Raw genomic sequence first — 19,135 nt, 5'->3', positions numbered from 1 at the left:
ACACCCCTGCGCAGGAAATGGACAAATCATCTGATAAAGTGGACTTTTCAATATATTTGAGCCATGCGGACCATACTCAAAAATTATAGCAGCCTGCTACTGCTGCTGGGTGGAATTATTGCCGGCAGCATCCTCGGGCTGATCTTCGGAAAACGGGTGGAAGTGATCAAACCAATAGGCGATATATTCCTGAACCTTCTTTTTACAGCTGTTATACCACTGGTGTTTTTTGCCATTGCTTCTGCTATTGCCAATGTAGATCCGGGTCAGAAACTGGGCAAAGTGATGTCTGTGATGGGATTGGTCTTTGTCGGCACCGTCCTTGTGTCGGCCTTCCTCACGATCGTTGCTATCTGGTTCTTTCCCCTGCAGGCTGTTACCACAGGCCCCATGGCGATGGAGGAAATGAAGACGGCAGGACCAGGAGAACAGCTTACCCGCCTACTGACAGTAGGTGAATTTTATGAACTACTGTCCCGGAAAAACATGTTACCCTTCCTCATCTTTTCCGCGCTCGTAGGTTTTGCCGCACTGAAGGCCGGCGAATCCGGCAAGGCATTCCGGCACTTCCTGGACTCCGGCAATGAGGTCATGAAGCAATTACTCAATATCATCATGCTGCTTGGACCTGTCGGCCTGGGCGCCTACTTCGCTTACCAGGTAGGCACGCTGGGCCCTGAGCTCTTTGGCACCTATGCCAGTTCAATGGCCCTGTATTATGGCTTCGGGCTATTTTATTTCATAGTAATGTTCAGTGTCTATGCCTTCCTGGCCGGAGGAATGGCGGGGGTGAAGATCTACTGGAAGAATAACCTGGTACCCACTTTTACCGCGCTTGGCTCCTGCAGCAGCATCGCCACCATACCCGCTAACCTGCTGGCTGCACAGCGTATGGGCATTCCGGAGCATATCGGGAACGTGGTCGTGCCATTGGGCGGCACCCTGCATAAAGATGGATCCAGTATATCTTCTGTTGTAAAAATAGGCGTCGTGTTTGCCATGTTCCACCGTCCGCTGACGGGTGTAGATACCGTATTACTTGCCCTGGGAGTGACGGTGATCGTGAGTATTGTAGAAGGAGGAATTCCCAATGGTGGTTATATCGGGGAATTGCTGGTCATGTCTGTATATGGTTTTCCAATAGAAGCCCTTCCTGCTGTGATGGTGATCGGTACCCTCGTGGATCCCCTGGCTACCATCCTGAATGCTACCGGCGATACAGTAGCCGCCATGATGGTGACCAGGGTAATGAAAGGGCGCCGTTGGCTTAAGGATCGAGCGGATCTTCAGGATCCTGCTGCCAGGCTTTCAGATCCGGTAATATAATATTCTCCGTAGGCGATTTTCTTTCCAGTCCGGTATAAGGCAGATAGCCTATTTCGTTTATGAAGCGCGCTGCCATCTTTTCAATAGCGAGCGACTGAAACGAATCGGACACGATCAACATCGGTTTTGCGGCAGGTATATTGAACAGGTATACCAGTCTTACCGCATTCCTGATGTTGGTTGTTGTATGCCTTGCATGCGGTTCTATGATCACAGCACTGTCAGGAAGCCCCAGTTTGCCCACCATATATTTTTTCATCTCGATCGCTTCGCAGAAAGGCGTTTTGTAAGGATGCACATGGCCGCCGGACACAATGATGAAAGGAGCTACATTATTGCGGTATTGTTCTGCTGCCAGCTTACAACGGAACATGCCCATACTGTCCATGGACTGTCCTGCCTTCCCCGGACCACTGCCCGGCACCAGTATGGTACTGAAGCGATAGGCATTCCAGTTCACCCTTTTCGACTTCGCAAAAGCCGCCGCGTTCTGCTCTTTGTATAAAGGCTCGTAACGGGTAGCTTCATCACGGCCGTTGATTTCCAGTGCCTTCAGCGCTCCCAGCAAAGGTTGCTTATAGAATGTATTCCCTGTACCTATGGGCAGGATCTGCTGCACTGCCGTTTTCACCTGTTTCACAAATGCCGGATCTGAGGGGCGGAAAGAGATGGAATCTATCCTCGGATAACGGGGAGGAACGCCCTGCAGATATACACGGCAGACATGATTGATACCTGTCGCCACATCCTCCCAGGCCTTCCGGATAAAGGTAGTATCTGCGTTATCAGCATATAAGGGGTAACGGTCTACCACCTTGAGACGCTGCACTGTTTCCGCTATATCAGGATTGGCGACTGCCAGTCTTTTGAATTCCTCACTCACATCGTGTATCTCATCTGCCGTCCATTCCAGCGCTTTACCGATGCAGGCAGCGTCAGCACACTGGCTGTAGGCTGTCGTTAAACGTGACAGCCTGTCTTTCGCTATCTGGTTGAATACCGGGTCTTTTACAATAACATCATGTGCAGGGCCATTTCTTTCCAGCAGGTATAACAGGTAGAACGATTTCCTCATCTGTACCTGTTGCGTGGTACTGTAAGAAGGAGTGGCAACCTTTACGGTCTTCGTTGTTCCTGCTTTGGATTTGCCTTTTCCTTTTGTGGTCTTCCTACGCTGCGACTGTGCCGTCAATGTTACCAGGCACAATAGCAGGCATAAACTCATTTTGACTGCTGATCTCATATTTTTTCCCCCGGCGCGTTGGCTGCGCCCTAGTTTTGATTACTGTATCTGTTTTCCGTTCTTGTAAATAGCTTTGATACTACGTGTAGCCCTGATGTCCTGTAAAGGATTTGCGTCCAGCACCATAAAATCCGCCTTTTTACCTGGCGCCAGGCTGCCCGTCCGCTGTTCTATTCCCAGCATGGCGGCGCCGTTGTAGGTAGCATATTGGATCACTTTTAAAGGTGGTACTCCTGCCTCTGTCATCAGCTGTAGTTCCCGGTGTTCCGAAAAGCCCAGGGCCCTCACCGGCTGTGCACCGGAGTCTGTGCCCATGACGATCTTTATGCCTGCACTATCCATTTTATGCAGGTTCCGGGAGGCGATCTGAAGGGATTTCATTTTCCTTTCGCGGTCGTTATTTTGTTGCTGGCGATAGTCTTCGCCTTTCAGCATATCCCACACACCGGGTTCCAGCGAGCGGATAAAGAAAGGATCAGCAAACCATTCCGGCAACGTGGCATAAGCAAAGCCGAATTCTTCGATGCAAAGGGTGGGAATATAACAGACATTCTTCTGTTTCATTGCAATGATCAGGGAATCATCTACCTCCTGGTCCCTGATACTATGCGCCAGCACATCGACCCCTGCATCTACCAGTTTGCGGGCGTCTTCGAGGTAATATACATGTGCGGCTACCTTGATATTGTGGGCATGTGCTTCCGTAATAATAGCATGGTATATCTCGGGAAGAAGGCGTGGTTCTCCGTCTACCCATATCTTAACAAAATCCGGTTTCAATACAGCGAGGCGGCGCATTTCCTGCAAGGCCTGATCTGCGCTTAAAGGGCGTAGGATACTGGGACCGAATGCAGGTGGCGGCACGCCTTTGGGGGCGCCAAAACCGTAACCCGCTGTGTAAAAAGAAGCACCCGGCAACATCTCCATCCGCGATGCATCCCTGAAAATGAAGGCAGCCGGTTGATCGGTTCCCAGGCTTAATACAGTTCCCACACCGTATTCCAGGTATTGCATCAGGTGGCGGTTAACATTCTCCGGCGTATAGTTGGCGGCGGCAATTGTCTCGCCCTTTAACAATCCAACATGGCCATGGCCATTCACCAGCAGTGGTATTACGGTATTTCCCTGTCCATCTATTTCAACGGCGCCCTTAACAGGATAGTTTGTGCCTGCGGGTAGTATTGCCGCAATGGTATCTTCATTGACAACCAGACTGACATGGGAACGGGCTTCAGCCCCGCTCCCGTCAATCAGGGTAATATCTTTGATTATAAAAGAAGTGTTGTCCTGGGCATAAGTATAGTAACAAATAGCGGAGAGGCAAACACTGAGAAATATACGTTTTAGCATAGTTACACAATTTGCAGTTTATCAATCCAGAAACTGCAAACTACGAAACTATAAACTTAAAACGGACCCGGTCGCCTGCTGAATTTTATAAAAGGCAAGATCGAGGTCTGAAAGGAGGTCTGCCGGCTCCTCCAGTCCTACCGACAAACGGACAAGGCCATCGGCCACCCCGGCGGCTCTCCGCTTTTCATCAGGGATGGATTTGTGGGTCATGCTGGCCGGGTGACATAACAAACTTTTAACACCTCCGAGGCTCTCTGCCAGCTTAAAATATTGGGTGCCAGTCACAAACGAGATCGCTGTTGCTTCCGTATCGTCCTTAAAGGTAAAAGAAACAATTCCCCCGAAGCCTTTCGACTGCCGTTTTGCTATTTCATGGCCGGGATGACTTTTCAAACCGGGGTAATACACTTTATCTACCAATGGGTGTTGTTCCAGGTATTCCGCAATTGCCTGGGCGTTGGCACAGTGTTGCCGTACACGCAGATGTAATGTCTCTATACCACGTATCAGCAGAAAACTGTCAAACGGGGAGAGGATGGCGCCACAGGCGTTCTGGTAAAATTTGATCTCCGCACCCAGTTCCGGTGTCCTGGTCACCACCAGTCCTGCAATAAGGTCGCTATGTCCTCCCAGGTATTTCGTAGCGCTGTGGATCACTATATCTGCACCCAGTGCCAGCGGCTGTTGCAAGACCGGAGAAGCGAAAGTATTGTCTACACAGAACAGGCATTTACTGGCGGCAGCAACCTTCGCAATAGCAGCAATATCAGATATCTTTAATGTAGGATTGGTCGGTGTTTCCAGCCATATCAGCTTAGTAGCGGGAGTTATGGCATTGAAAACGGCCTGCACATCTGAGGTATCCACATAGGTTACCTTGATGCCAAATTTGCTATATACCTTGTTGAATAACCGGAAGGCCCCTCCGTAAATATCATCTACGGCAACAATCTCATCACCTGATTGCAGCAGTTTTACGATAGCATCTATAGCTGCCAGTCCGCTGGAGAAGGCAATACCAGTGGCGCCGCCTTCCAGCTGTGCGGCTATTTTTTCCAGCGTTTCACGGGTAGGGTTGTTGGTCCTTGCATAGTCGTATCCTTTGTTTACACCCGGCGCTTCCTGTACGAAAGTAGAGGTCTGATAAATAGGTACGGCAATAGCGCCTGTTTGCGGATCTACGGGAATGGAATGGATCAGTTGTGTGATTGTGCTCATCTCTTTTTGTTTTTGAGTTTGATGATAATTGTTGATTAAACAGGTCCTTATGAGGAACTTATCAAAAAGAGATGCAGATAGTGGCAGGAAGTGCTTAAAAGCAAAAAACTCACCTGGTAGCCAGGTGAGTTTTATTTATTTCAAGTAAAATAGATCAAACCTACTGACTTATCTTTCCCGCTGTAAGCGGGATGGATGTAGCACCTTTCCGGTCTGGTGGAACCGGGTGGTTGCTAAGGCTTCGCAGGGCCATTTCCCTCTGCCTTTCTTGATAAGAAACTTAAAGAACTGGTGCAAAGATATGAGAGAACAAATTAAATCACCAAATTTATTTTTTCCTGTCTCCAATACTTTTCACGGTCAGGGCGATCCCCTCTTCATAGGAAGTAGGCGTAAAATTGAAATGTCTTTCAAATTTTGTGCTGTCGAAAATATACGGATGCGTGGTCTGGTACATCATTTCATGCAGCTCTCCGATAGTCCTGTTAAACAGGCCAGCCAGGCGGATCATAAAGCCATTCAGCTTTGTATAACGCGGCTTTACCTGCAGGGCTGCCGCCACCATTTCCACATATTCTTTCCCGTTAGGTGCAGGATTTGTTGTGGGCAGATGCCATACCTGGTTAAACGAAGACGGATCTGACGCCAGCAGGTAAAGCGCCTTGCCCGCATCAGGTGTAAAAGTATAACTATGCGGCACCTGGTCATTGCCCATCCAGTTAGCAGCCTGTCCCTGCGCCAGTTTATTGATCACCATGATATTGAGCACGCTGGTACTGTCTGCAGCAGGGCCGTAAAAGTCGGCCGAGCGTGCAATGCTCGCCGTAATATTACCCTGTTTCACCCCCTGCATGATCTTGTCTGCGATCATTGCCCTGATCTCTCCTTTTTTGCTTCTCGGATGATGAGGCGTATCTTCCGTCATAGCACCGTCTACCAGCCCATACATGTAAACATTGTCGAAAAAGATGAAGGGAATGCCGCCTTCGCTGCAAGCCTCAATTACATTCTGAATGATCTTCGGCCATTTGTCCTGCCATACCTTATGGTCATAAACAAGTCCCACACATAAGAACACGATAGACGAACCACTGATAGCCCTGCGTGCCTGCAAAGGATCGGTAATATCTGCCGCTATTATATCTGATACCCCATTCACCGGTTTTGCCTGTCTGCTTACCAATCTCACATGCTTGCCCTCTTCCAGTAAAACGGCTGTCAATTCCCGTGCTATGCTCCCCCCTGCGCCTAAAATTGTATAAATTCCTGATCCTGAAATGTTTGATTGTGTATTATTGGTCATAATAGGGTTGTTTTACAAGTAATGACGTAAAGCTAAAAGAAATATTTCATTTTCTGAACACTGTTCAGTAAGTTTGTGCCGTAAAGTTATTTATATGGGCATCACAGACAGAAAGGAAAGAGAAAAGCAGGAAATGAGGAAACTCATCATTAACGCTGCCATGGAGATGTTTGTTAAGGAAGGTTTCGACAGGACCTCTATCCGCAATATAGCGGATAAAATAGAGTACAGCCCGGCCACTATTTATCTCTACTATAAAGACAAGGATGAGTTGTTGTACGAAGTACAAGGACAGGCCTTCCTGGAGTTATATAATGCCTTCGTCAGAGACGTAACTGCCACAGACCCGATGGAAAGATTGGAACAACTGCTCCACTCCTACGTCAATTTTGGCTTTGAGCATCCGGACCTGTACGACCTGATGTTCATTCTCCGCTCTCCTATGAATGCGGTGAACGACAATGACTGGCCGAACTGTGACGAAGCATATGGTTTCCTGGCCGACACTATGGATAAGTGCATGGACCAGTTGCGCTATGAGAATGCCCAGATCGGGGCGCTCTCCATCTGGGCACTGGGACACGGGCTCATCTCGCTTTTTATCAGAGAACGCATTAAGGTAATGGAACTGCCTGACGATCAGATCCGTAATGTGATCGCAGCTACCGTAAACGAGCATCTCCGGCTGATCAAAAAATAGACGATGGCGGGATGATAATTGACGGCATCAACTATTAGCCGTCTAAAAAAACTGCCGCCGGCCTCTTATTTGACCTTGTCAACATAAAAGCGGTATCTGACTGATTTATAGCAGATACCAGGACACGTAAGTGTCTTTTTTTATCCTCCGACACTAAACACTGTTCATAATTTCAACTACGATCATGAAAAGAAAAATGTTCATAATACTGTTCGCCGTGTCCGGAATGTCCGTTCAATACGGCTATGGACAGGGAAAGGTCCTGGATGATTATATCCAGAGCGCGTTCTCACAGAACCAGGGGCTGAAACAGCAGCATTTTCAGCTGGACAAATCGCTCTATGCCCTGAAGGAGGCCAAAAGCCTATTCTTTCCGCAGATCGGACTTGCTGGTAGCTATACCAAAGCTGATGGCGGCCGTACCATTGATATTCCTGTCGGAGATATGCTGAACCCCGTATACAGTACACTCAATCAGCTGACCAACAGCCAGAAATTCCCCCAAATGGAAAATCAGTCGTTCTTACTGAACCCTGATAATTTCTATGATGTACACCTCCGCACTTCTCTCCCACTGGTGAATACGGAAATATGGTATGCCAACAAGATCCGGAAGGAAAGCATCACGCTACAGCAGGCGGCTGTCAATGTTTACAAGCGTAAGCTGGTGAAAGACATTAAAACTGCCTATTATCAATATTACCAGGCGGGGAAAGCAGTGGAGATCTACAATACCGCCCAGCTTCAGGTGCAGGAGAATATCAGGGTCAACACCAGCTTCCTCGCCAACGGCGTCACAAACAGTACAGCCCTTACCCGCGCAAAGGCAGAACAGCAGAAGATTGCAGCGTCTATTACCGAAGCGGAGAATAAACAACGGAATGCCCGGGCCTATTTCAACTTCCTGCTGAACAGGGACCTGAACGCTCCTATTACCATAGACAGCAGCATCTTTATACCTGAAGAAATATTGCCGGCTCCCGCTCCGGGCGGCAACACAAGAGACGAATTAGTCCAGCTGTCCCAGCAACAGAAGATCGCCTCACTCTTTTATCGCCAGTCAAAGTCTTACCTGGTACCCAAAATCAGCACCTTCCTGGATCTCGGCTCACAGGGTTTCAACTGGAACGTCGATAACAAATCCCGCTACTACATGTGGGGCGTAAACCTGCAGTGGGACCTTTTTGCCGCCGGTCAGCGGAAGTATAAGGCACAACAAGCGGCCATTGACGTCAGTAATCTGCAGGCAGCTTACAATGAAACCAGTATTTCATTTCAACTGGAACAGCAGGTTGCTGAAAATAACTATCACACAGCAGTGGCCAACTTCAAAAGCGCCAGGGAGCAGCTGTTATTATCTGAAAAATATTATACAGACCAGTCGAAGGTGTACAAGGCAGGACAGTTACTGTACATAGAACTGCTGGATGCGCAGAACCAGCTTACCAATGCAAAACTGCAGCTATCTGTAGCTTTCGCCGCTGTGCAAACCGCTATCGCCGACATTGAACGCACACAAGCTTCCTATAAACTTTAATCTACTTCCTTAAAAATATTCAACATGAAATCTATTCTCTCTTTTTCACTGCTGGCAACCTTTTCCTGCCTGGTTATCTCCTGCGGAGCGCCCAGCGCAGCAGAAAACAACAATAGTCAGTCTTCGGGGATACCAGTAAAACTGCTTCCCCTGAACGCTAAAATGAATTCCAATCCGGCTATCTCCGTATCAGGCCAGTTCACTACAGACGATGAAGTGCTGCTCTCCTTTAAGACAGGTGGTATCATTCAGCGCATCCTGGTAAAGGAAGGAGACGCCGTTAAGAAGGGTCAATTGCTGGCAGTATTAAATCCGGTAGAGATCAACGCACAGGTGCAACAGGCCCAGCTTGGTTTTGAAAAAGCACAACGTGATTACAAACGTGTAGAAAATCTTTACAAGGATAGTGTGGCCACCCTCGAACAGTTGCAGAATACAAAGACAGCACTGGATATTGCCGGTGAGCAGCTGAAGACTGCACAATTCAACCACACGCACTCGCAGATCCTGGCAACGGAAAGCGGTTATATACTACGTAAACTTGCCAGTGAAGGACAATTGGTGCAACCCGGCACCCCTGTACTGGAAACAAATGGCGCACAATCGGGCAACTGGCTCCTGCGTGTGAATGTCAGCAATAAGGAATGGGCAGCTATCAGCCTGCAGGACAAAGCCAGCGTAGAGGTGGAAGCCGTTCCCGGCAAGGCCTTCGCAGGCGTAGTTTCCCGTAAGTCAGAAGGCATCCAGCCACAAAGCGGCTCTTTTACTGCGGATATTAAGTTAACCGGAGAAAAGCCCTCAGCTATTGCTTTTGGTATGTTTGGCAAAGCTGTCATTAAACCCGTAGTAACTGCTGCTGCAGATGGTAATGGTCCCTGGGCTATTCCTTACGATGCATTGCTGGAAGGCGACGGCAGCACAGGCTATGTATACGTTACCAACGATAATAAGACCGCTCATAAAATAGCTGTCACCATAGGGGGAATGGAAGCCGACAAAGTGATCATCAGCAAAGGACTGCAGGATGCAGGCGCCCTGATCATTTCCGGTAGTGCTTATCTGACAGAAGGCAGTGCCATCACTGTAAAATAATACCGCATAGCGACGGGAACTCCTCTAATAAATCAACGAATCATGAAAATCTCTTCATACGCGGTAAAGAACTATCAATTTACGTTGGTGATCTTTATTATGATCATCGTACTCGGTATTACTACCATCCTCACAATGCCCCGGTCTGAAGATCCCGAGGTTAAATCGCCCTTCTTTAATGTAGTTGTCGTATATCCGGGTACCAGCCCGAAAGACATGGAAGACCTCGTGGTGGACCCATTGGAAAAAGAATTGTCTTCACAGGAAAATATCAAACGCGTGAGGACCAGCATCGGAGACGGCCTGGCCGTGATACGGGTTGAATACAAATACCACAGCAACGTGGACGATAAATACCAGGAAGTGCTGCGTGTTGTAAATGGTAAACGGGACGAATTGCCGGAGAATATCAACATCGACGTGCTGCGGCAGCAGCCCAGTGATGTGAATATCATGCAGATAGCACTGGTCTCCGAAACGGCATCAAAAGACAAATTGCAGTATTATGCCGAGAAGTTACAGGATGACCTGGAAACCATCAAGGCCCTCAAAAATGTGGAGATTCACGGTATCCCTGACAGGCAGGTGAGAATTGAGTTAAACCTTGAAAAGATCGCCCAGATGGGTTTACCGGTGAATAAGGTCATCTCCAGCGTTCAGAACGAAATGAGCAATATCCCTGGCGGTAGCATTGAAGCCGGTAACCGCAGTTATAACATCAAGAGCAGCGGCAGCTATCAGCAGCTGGACGAAATAAAAAACACAGTGGTTTTCAACAGCAAAGGAAAGAATATCTTTCTTAAAGATGTTGCTGTTATCTATTATGGTCTGGCTGATGAACAATATGAAACAAGGCTGAACGGACGCAGATGCGCCTTTGTAGTGGCAGCACAGAAAGAAGGTGAAAACATCAGCAAAACCAAGGAACTTTATCTGCCGGTACTGAACCAGTTTAAGAAAACCCTGCCTTCAAACATCGACATGGTCCAGCATTTTGACCAGGCAGACAATGTGAACAGGCGTCTGGGCGGCCTGGGAAAAGACTTCATCATCGCGATACTACTCGTGGCTGTTACCCTGCTTCCGCTGGGATTCCGTCCCGCATTGATCGTAATGATCTCCATCCCTTTATCGCTGGCTATCGGGATAGTGCTGTTAAATGTATTTGGGTATAACCTTAACCAGCTGAGCATCGTAGGACTGGTAGTAGCACTGGGCTTACTGGTAGACGACAGCATTGTGGTGATAGAGAATATCGAGCGCTGGATACTGGAAGGACACTCGAGAATGGAGGCCACACTCAAAGCCACCAAACAGATCGGGCTTGCAGTGGTGGGCTGCACTGCCGCACTGGTCATCGCATTCATGCCACTGGTATTCCTGCCTGAAGGCGCCGGTGACTTTATCCGCGGACTTCCAATGGCCGTTATTCTGAGCGTGTTTGCTTCCATGTTTGTCTCGCTGACAATCATCCCTTTCCTGGCCAGCAAATTGCTGCCCGAGCATGCGGGGAACCCGGAGGGGAACATCTTCATGCGCGCACTGAAAAGACTGATCCATGGCAGCTATTCCCGCGTACTGGATAAAGCATTGAAAAGACCGGTGCTTTCCATCATCATTACCGTGATCATCTTCAGTGGTTCAATCGTATTGTTCCAGGTAGTGGGTTTCAGCCTTTTCCCGGCATCAGAAAAGCCACAGTTCCTGGTGAATATTACCACACCCCCGCAGTCAAGTCTTGCTTACACCAAGAGCATTGCGCGACAGGTAGAACAGTCACTGAAAAAAGAAAGGGCCATCAATTACTTTGCTACCAATGTAGGGAAAGGTAATCCCCGTATCTATTACAATGTCATACAGGAAAATGAGAGGAGCGACTTTGCCGAGATATTCATCCAGCTGGACAATCATACTTCGCCTTATGAAAAACTGCAGCTGATCGAAAAGCTGCGCAGGCAGTGGACGCCGTACCCGGGGGCTAAAGTGGAGGTGGTCAACTTCGAGCAGGGACCACCAGCGCCGGCGCCGGTGGAAGTGCGCCTTTTCGGCGACAATCTTGATACCCTTCGTAGCCTCGCTGCACGGGTAGAGGTAATGCTGCAGAAGGTGCCAGGAGCTATTTACGTGAACAATCCGGTGAAGCTGCTTAAAACAGACATCAGGGTGGACATCGATAAGGAAAAAGCACAGCTGCTGGGCATTCCAAGTATTAATATAGACAGAACGGTGAGACTGGCAGTAGCTGGTTTGAACCTGGGCCACTATGCGGATAAGAACGACAACGACTATGATGTCCTGCTGACACGCAATAAAGACGGCCGTCCTACCATGGATGTCTTCAACAACCTGTACGTAAATAACCAGGACGATAAGCCTTATCCACTCTCGCAGGTGGCCAGTCTCCGGATGGAGGCTTCTCCCCTGCGCATCAACCACCAGGAGAAAAGACGCGTAGTGTCGGTGACCGCCTCTGTCCGGGAAGGCTTCCTGGCCGACCGGGTGATCAACAGTACTATTGAGAAAATGAATGCCTTTCCGCTGCCCACCGGTTACAGCTATGAAATGGGCGGTGAGGTAGAAGCAAGACAGGACTCTTTCGGCGGCTTCATGAGCGTTATCATCGTGACCATGTTCCTGTTCGTGGCAGTGCTGGTGCTGGAATTCAAGACCTTCAAAAGTACGCTGATCGTATTGTCAGTAATACCACTGGGCGTGGTGGGCGCTGCCGTTGGCCTGTGGCTGACCGGCAACTCCCTCTCGTTTGTTGCCATCATTGGTATGATAGCCCTGGCGGGAATTGAAGTGAAGAACACCATTCTCCTGGTAGATTTCACCAATCAGCTGAGAGAGCAGGGAAAGACGCTCGATGAAGCGATCCGGGAGGCCGGGGAAATACGATTCCTGCCCATCGTACTAACTTCGCTGACTGCTATCGGAGGTTTGATCCCTATTGCCATATCCACCAATCCCCTGATAGCGCCGTTGGCAATAGTACTCATCGGTGGCCTGGTCAGCTCTACGCTGCTGTCGAGGATCGTGACGCCGATTATCTATAAACTGATCCCTCCAAAAGTGGAGGTGCAATAACGCACTAATAAAAAAAGCCGCGGATGACCTCCGCGGCTTTTTATAGTATATAACAAGCATTATTTTTTGATCACATCCATCCAGGAAGCAGCCATGAGCGAAGCCCCGGCTATGGCCGGATGTACCCCGTCCCCAGTCCAATAGGAACCGGGCGCAGACTGTTGGGCTTTATCATAAATAGCCTGGTAGGGAATAAAGGCAGCATTGAATTTTGTGGCAATTTCACGGGCAGCCGCACGATATTCATCGAAGGCCGGGAACCATTTGTCATCCACTGCTTTCACACCTTTTACCGCAAAAGGTTCGCCGATGATCAGCTGTACGTCAGGCAGTTCCTGCTTGGTACGCTCCAGTAGCTTGGTGAAGTCCTCACGGTAGGTCTTGATCGTTCCATTATAGTTGCCGTTCAGCGTGTGCCAGTAATCATTTACACCGATCAGGATGCTCAGCACGTCGGGTTTTATCTGCAGACAATCCGTATCCCATCTTTCAGCCAGCTGGTATACTTTGTTACCGCTGATCCCCTTGTTGTAGATCTTCAGGTTCTTCTCAGGGAACTCTTTCAGTAGCGCTGCTGCGGCAAGGTAGGCATATCCATTGCCCAGGGCGCCGGTGTTGTTGGGTTCACTCTGATCCCTTTTGCGGCCGGCATCGGTAATAGAGTCTCCCTGAAAGAGGATGACTGCATCCTTTTTCAATGTTACTTTCTTAGCATGGGCTTTCATTTCTTTTGTAGCTGCTGATGCAATATTTGGAAGGCTGAGGGCGGCCAGACTGCCCAGTGATACGTTCCGGATGAAATTTCTCCGGTTTGAATTAGGTTGTTGTTCCATGGAATTTTGATAGTTAAGTATGCACGTTGCGGTTATACCACGCAAAATGGTGAAACCTGTAAAGAATAAAGCTAATGAATTATGGGAACAAAATAAAGATGCCGCCCAGGAATGAGCGGCAATTTAGTTATCTATCCTATGAAAACCTGTGTTTAAAAATCTTTCGCATTTGCCCGGTATACAATCTCATAATCAGCATATCAGGCTAGCGAAACCATTTGGCTTTATTATGGATATGGATATGGCAGTTTAATATTGTCAGATATGTCGATTAAACATATAACTTTTAGACCTTATTGATATTAATTTTTACTTCAAATACACTTAGTGCTAAATGATTTATGCATTTCTCATGTAAAGATGTACAATTGTTGCTGCCGATTTCGTAAATTTCAGGAGCTTATATGGAAAATGAGTAAGGACACACATATTTCTAGGTGCTAACACTTATTTTCGAGAAGCACAGCGGACTAGACGTTAAAAGGCCCCGTTATTTGACGCATATTTACGCCCAGCTCGCTGCTTTAACCTTTTACCCACCATTCTTCTCTGGAAAACCTCATTAAAAGTAAATCCTGTATTGTCCGGGTTACATTGCTGCTGGCACTACGGGTGTGAATTGTTCATCGAACACTAAATAGACTTATTTGAACACGAAATTTGATACGCGACCTATAACTATGCGGATATATTCTTTGCCTACTGCCAATTTCTGCGGTGGTTATACGTTTAATGAAAAATATGCCGAATGTCCGGCTTACGGGTGTAACAAAGAAAGCACTAACGGAGACGAATATACTACCTCAAACTAAGAGCCAATGAAAGAGCCAATTTACAGAATACTGGTTATTGAAGAAGATGCTGCTTTAATAAAGAAGATCCAGCAGTTATTAACCCTGCATCATTATGACGTCTATACTTCCACTACGCCGGAAGAGGGCATTTATATCTGCCGGCAGTATAAACCGGATCTTGTTGTATGCGGTGTGCGGCTACGCGGCGGAAGCGGGTACCACTTCCTTATGGAGCTGCGGAATGATTCATCCCTGCAACATATTCCGCTGATCTTCATTAGTGGGAAAGAGGGAACGGAAGATATGCGTATGGGCATGAACCTCGGTGCGGACGACTTTCTGTCAAAGCCTTTTAAGAGTAAGGAACTGTTGCTTAGCATTAAGTCGAGGCTTACCCGTTTTACTATTTTTAATGTGCAGCAGAGAGAAAAAAAGCACACTACCATCGTTTCTATGCCCGTTATTCCTCCTGAGGTCCATCACAAACTAAGCAAAACGGAATTCCGGGTAATGCAGATGATCGCAGAAGGTATGAGCACTAAAGAGATTGCGCAGACACTTAATATCAGTATTAAAACCGTCGAAAATCACCGTCACAATATCTCCAAAAAACTAAACCTTACCGGGCACAATTCACTGATAAAATATGCGATAAAACACCTTACGCAACAGTACAAGGTATTATCATAAGGTGCGGTAAACCCCGTCAGGCGCTGAGTTTTTCCCCGGGTGGGAGCTATACCGTCAGGCCTGCCTGTGTCTTACTTCAGATGTATGGCGCCTTTTTCGTCATAGCTGTAATGAACGTCGCCGATCAGCTCCAATGTTTCCAGGAAATAATCCAGGCGTTGGAGCTTCTCCAGGCCACCGGTAAACTTTTTGCCGGCCAGGGCCTTGTTGTCAAAGACAACTTTTACGCCATACCAGCGTTCCAGCACTTCGGCTATCTCCAGCAGGGAGGTATTGTGAAATACATATACTCCTTTCATCCAGGCCAGTACCTCGCTCTCATCAAATGCGTGTACATTATAACCCTGGTCTGCTTTGTAAACAGCCTCCTGCCCCGGACGCAGGCGCACCTCTTTTCCATCTGCCCTGGCTACTATGGCGCCGCTCACCAGGGAAGTCCTGGTAATATCGTCATTGTAAGCATTGACGTTAAAGGATGTGCCGAGTACTTCTATATCTGTCTGTTCGGTATGTACAATAAATGGTTTGGAATCGTTTTTAGTTACCTGGAAAAAGGCTTCACCGTCCAGGTACACTTCTCTCTTGTCGCCGGAAAAATTAAACGGGAAACGTAATTTGGAAGTGGCATTCAGCCATACTTCCGTACCATCGGCCAGCAACAGTTTATAGTCCATTTTGGGCGGTACGGTCAGGGTATTAAAGCCGTTGCCCATGGCAGTACCTCCGGTAAATTGTAATTTTTTAGCCCCGGCGCTGAGCTGCACATCCCCCGCTTTGATGTCCTGTTTTGCCTGGTTATAGGGCAAGGCAATGGTCTCTCCTCCCGCCAGCTGTAACTGCAACTGCTGGCCCCTGGCCGGAGCAGGACTTGCCACAGCAACCGGCGACTTTTGCTCCGTATTGCGGTGCATGTTCCTCCATATCAGACTGATGCCGATCATAGCTACCATCAGCACTGCAGCCGCAAACAGCCATTTCCTGATACTGTGGACGCCTGTATTTTTAACAGATAATTCGCTTCTGACCGTACTCCAGGCGTTAGCTACGTCTATCTGCTGCCAGAATTTCTCCTCACCAGGTAATGAAAAACTATGTTTCAGGGCCCTCCACATCAATTCAACATCCTCATGACCGTTAATTAACGCTGAAACATACTGATCGTCAGATTCATTGATAGTACCATTCCGCTTTTTCAGCAATAACTGGTAAATGTGTTCGTGATTTTCACTCATCATTATAAACTGTTCATTTTATGGTAGATGGCTCCGCACGTGGATCATGCAGGTACATTCACTGCAATCTATTGCATGAAGCTACGTACATCTGGTCATTAAAACTGTTAATTGCCAGTTAACGCATTTGCTAACAAATTGTTATGAGCGGGAAAAGTAAACGATTGCGCAGGAAAGGGAGGCGCAGCAGGTAAATTAACCAGCCATCTGAAAACAGGCTATAATATAAAGAAAAGTGGCTGCTCTGCTAAATGCAGGGCAGCCATTGAACCCATATCTATATATGATCAATACTTTGAATCCGGGCGATTAGCCGCCAGTTTTCCGAAATCGGAAGGCTTGTTGCCCATAGTGATCTTCAGCACACCTCCTTTCAGAAGGTCTGCGTGACGGATAAAGCTGTTATTATAAGGTTTGCCATTCAGCGTTACCTGCTGGATGTAGATATTCTCAGCGCTGTTGTTGATTGCTTCTACTGTGAATGTTTTACCACCCTGCAGTTTCAGGCTTGCCTTCTCGAACAGCGGGCTACCGAATACGTAAATACCTTTGGCCGGATTTACAGGATAGAAGCCCAGGGAAGAGAATACGTACCAGGATGACATGGCGCCAACATCTTCGTTACCAGCCAACCCTTCAGGGCTCTTGGTATAGAAATCCTTCATCACCTTTCTTACCTTTTCAGCCGTCTTCCACTGATTGCCGGAATAAGCATACATATAGGTTACGTGGTGGCTTGGTTCATTACCATGTGCATACATCCCTATCAGGCCGGAAATATCGTTGGAGGCCTGGGCGCCCATATCACCTTTCGCAATGAACAGGCTGTCCAGCTTTTTGGTAAAGGCGTCATCACCGCCCATCAGGCTGATCAAACCTTCTACATCCTGCGGTACCAGCCAGGTATACTGCCAACCGTTACCTTCCGTGAAATCACCTTTCTCGTGGATGGAATTGAAAGGATCGTATGGTGTTTTAAAGCTGCCATCATCCATTCTCGGGCGAACGAACCTGATGCTGCTGTCAAAATAGTTCTTATAATAGCCGGCTCTTTTTGAATAGTATTCAAAATCAGCCGTACGGCCCAGTTTCTTTGCTACGGCAGCAATGCACCAGTCGTCTATTGCATACTCCATGGCTTTAGATACGGATTCGTATTCTTTATCAGCCGGAATGTAACCCTTCGCCTTGATATCTTTCATACCCAGGTCATCTCTCATGGACGATGCTTTCATAGCTTCAAAGGCAGCATTGATATCAAAACCTTTGAATCCTTTCAGGTATGCGTCTGCAATTACCGGCACAGCATGATAGCCCACCATACAATTTGTTTCGCTACCCATCAGTGGCCAGATAGGTAATTTACCCTGCTGTTTGTAAATAGTCAGCATTGAGTTTACAAAACTGTTCACCCTTTCCGGCTGCGTCAGTGTATATAAAGGCGCACAGGAGCGGTAAATATCCCAGAGAGAGAAAACGGTATAGTTGTCAAAACCCGGATTGCTGTACACTTTCTTGTCAGTGCCACGGTAGGCGCGGTTATGATCGTTGAACAGTGCAGGTCCTATCATGGTGTGATACAACGCTGTATAAAAGATGCTCCTGTTAGTAACATCAGCGGTTTCCAACCGGATCTTGGAGAGTTCCTTATTCCATTTTGCCGTGGCAGTCTTCACGGTGCCTGCAAAATCCCAGGAGGGGATCTCACTATTGATATTTGCCAGGGCATTCTCACTGCTGACAGGGGAAATGCCCACTTTCAGCATGGCCTGTGCGGGAGCCTTTTCAAATGAAATCACCCCCTTGATATTTTTGCCTTTGCCCTCGGTACCGGCCAGTTTCTCATCGCCATTAAACACCTGGAAATCTTTCAGCGGCACGCTGCTGCGGATAGCAAACCAGAGACGCTGATCTTCCGCCCAGCCTTTTGACAAACGGTAACCTACCAGGGTATAGTCGTCTTTCTTCTGAATAAAGGTTTCCACCGGGGCGTCCCAGCCGATGCCTTCCTTCAGGTCAACAATGATATGACCTTCTTCTCCCTGCGGGAAAGTGTATTTGTGAAAACCCACCCTTTCGGAAGCGGTGAGTTCCACTTTGATATTATAATCTTCCAGTTGTACAGAATAGTACCCCGGTTTAGCCGTTTCGTGCGCATGCGTGTAGTGAGAACCATATCCACTGGTCGGGTTCTCCTGGCTGCCGTGGTTTGTCCTGATCTTACCAGTGTATGGCATGATCAGTACATCTCCCAGATCGCCGATACCGGTACCGCTAAGATGCGTCTGCGGAAAACCGATCACAACACTGTCCGAATAATGATACCCGGAACACCAGTCCCACCCTTTTACTATATTGGTAGGCCCAACCTGTACCGCGCCAAATGGCACGCTTGCACCTACGAACACGTGACCATGGCCACCCGAACCAATGTAGGGATCTACATATTCTGCCGGTTTAAAATCTTTTGCCGCGGTGAAAGCTGTTTTTTTCTCTTGTCCCTTTACCTGCATGCCCGCTAATAACAGTGAAGCAGCCAGCACAGGATAATGCTTAAGTCCCAATTGCATATCTCAAAATTCCTTTAGACAGGCAATATACGGAGCAGAATGGAGAAAACGAAGGATAAGCCGGGTCAGGCCCATTCCATGTAAATAATTCGCTATGTGTTATGTGCTGTAATTAGTCAGGTTATACGCTATAAGACTATCTTTTTAAATATGCTAA

13 protein-coding genes and 1 riboswitch are annotated in these 19,135 nt (G+C 47.8%); of the genes, 6 read left to right on the top strand and 7 right to left on the bottom strand.

What is annotated here, in order from left to right; translation table 11 throughout:
* Window positions 1-63 precede the first annotated feature (63 nt).
* Entirely contained in the window at window positions 64-1,326 is a 1,263-nt protein-coding gene (locus tag MYF79_RS18085; RefSeq protein WP_247809051.1) for a dicarboxylate/amino acid:cation symporter, read from the top strand.
* On the opposite strand, the gene MYF79_RS18080 is transcribed toward MYF79_RS18085, so the two are convergent.
* From MYF79_RS18080 to MYF79_RS18065, 4 genes are all read right to left on the bottom strand, one after another.
* Complete coding sequence (locus tag MYF79_RS18080; RefSeq protein WP_247809050.1) at window positions 1,268-2,569, bottom strand: YdcF family protein; 1,302 nt, start codon at window positions 2,567-2,569, stop codon at window positions 1,268-1,270. The two genes, MYF79_RS18085 and MYF79_RS18080, sit on opposite strands and share 59 nt — an antisense overlap.
* A gap of 39 nt (window positions 2,570-2,608) precedes the next feature.
* A complete protein-coding gene (locus tag MYF79_RS18075) occupies window positions 2,609-3,919 on the bottom strand; it encodes an amidohydrolase family protein (protein ID WP_247809049.1) in 1,311 nt (436 codons plus the stop codon).
* A 48-nt stretch (window positions 3,920-3,967) separates the two neighbouring features.
* Window positions 3,968-5,140: a trans-sulfuration enzyme family protein gene (locus tag MYF79_RS18070; protein WP_247809048.1), complete on the bottom strand. Its 1,173-nt coding sequence runs from the start codon at window positions 5,138-5,140 to the stop codon at window positions 3,968-3,970.
* 165 nt (window positions 5,141-5,305) lie between these two features.
* A riboswitch (SAM riboswitch) is annotated at window positions 5,306-5,418 on the bottom strand.
* Between the two features lie 50 nt (window positions 5,419-5,468).
* The gene (locus MYF79_RS18065) at window positions 5,469-6,443 is read right to left on the bottom strand and encodes an NAD-dependent epimerase/dehydratase family protein (RefSeq protein ID WP_247809047.1); all 975 of its coding nucleotides are present in this window, start codon (window positions 6,441-6,443) and stop codon (window positions 5,469-5,471) included.
* 94 nt (window positions 6,444-6,537) lie between these two features.
* Here MYF79_RS18065 and MYF79_RS18060 point away from each other — a divergent pair, with 94 nt between their 5' ends.
* From MYF79_RS18060 to MYF79_RS18045, 4 genes are all read left to right on the top strand, one after another.
* Complete coding sequence (locus MYF79_RS18060) at window positions 6,538-7,143, top strand: TetR/AcrR family transcriptional regulator (RefSeq protein ID WP_247809046.1); 606 nt, start codon at window positions 6,538-6,540, stop codon at window positions 7,141-7,143.
* Between the two features lie 184 nt (window positions 7,144-7,327).
* A complete protein-coding gene (locus MYF79_RS18055; RefSeq protein ID WP_247809045.1) occupies window positions 7,328-8,680 on the top strand; it encodes a TolC family protein in 1,353 nt (450 codons plus the stop codon).
* Between the two features lie 24 nt (window positions 8,681-8,704).
* Entirely contained in the window at window positions 8,705-9,772 is a 1,068-nt protein-coding gene (locus tag MYF79_RS18050) for an efflux RND transporter periplasmic adaptor subunit (protein WP_247809044.1), read from the top strand.
* Between the two features lie 42 nt (window positions 9,773-9,814).
* Entirely contained in the window at window positions 9,815-12,859 is a 3,045-nt protein-coding gene (locus tag MYF79_RS18045; RefSeq protein ID WP_247809043.1) for an efflux RND transporter permease subunit, read from the top strand.
* A 59-nt stretch (window positions 12,860-12,918) separates the two neighbouring features.
* Here the strand turns inward: MYF79_RS18045 and MYF79_RS18040 are convergent, their stop codons facing one another.
* Window positions 12,919-13,692: an SGNH/GDSL hydrolase family protein gene (locus MYF79_RS18040; RefSeq protein ID WP_247809042.1), complete on the bottom strand. Its 774-nt coding sequence runs from the start codon at window positions 13,690-13,692 to the stop codon at window positions 12,919-12,921.
* Between the two features lie 818 nt (window positions 13,693-14,510).
* On the opposite strand from MYF79_RS18040, the gene MYF79_RS18035 reads away from it, so the two are divergent.
* Window positions 14,511-15,176: a response regulator transcription factor gene (locus MYF79_RS18035; RefSeq protein ID WP_247809041.1), complete on the top strand. Its 666-nt coding sequence runs from the start codon at window positions 14,511-14,513 to the stop codon at window positions 15,174-15,176.
* Between the two features lie 71 nt (window positions 15,177-15,247).
* Here the strand turns inward: MYF79_RS18035 and MYF79_RS18030 are convergent, their stop codons facing one another.
* Both MYF79_RS18030 and MYF79_RS18025 read right to left on the bottom strand, forming a co-directional pair.
* Window positions 15,248-16,411 (bottom strand): FecR family protein, encoded by a 1,164-nt coding sequence (locus tag MYF79_RS18030; protein ID WP_247809040.1) that lies wholly within the window; start codon window positions 16,409-16,411, stop codon window positions 15,248-15,250.
* 284 nt (window positions 16,412-16,695) lie between these two features.
* Window positions 16,696-18,978: a GH92 family glycosyl hydrolase gene (locus MYF79_RS18025; protein WP_247809039.1), complete on the bottom strand. Its 2,283-nt coding sequence runs from the start codon at window positions 18,976-18,978 to the stop codon at window positions 16,696-16,698.
* Between the last annotated feature and the right edge of the window lie 157 nt (window positions 18,979-19,135).

Source organism: Chitinophaga filiformis (genome assembly GCF_023100805.1).
Lineage (GTDB): Bacteria > Bacteroidota > Bacteroidia > Chitinophagales > Chitinophagaceae > Chitinophaga > Chitinophaga filiformis_B.
The sequence above is the reverse complement of the archived record's forward strand: the minus strand, read 5'-3'. Positions and strand labels throughout refer to the sequence as shown.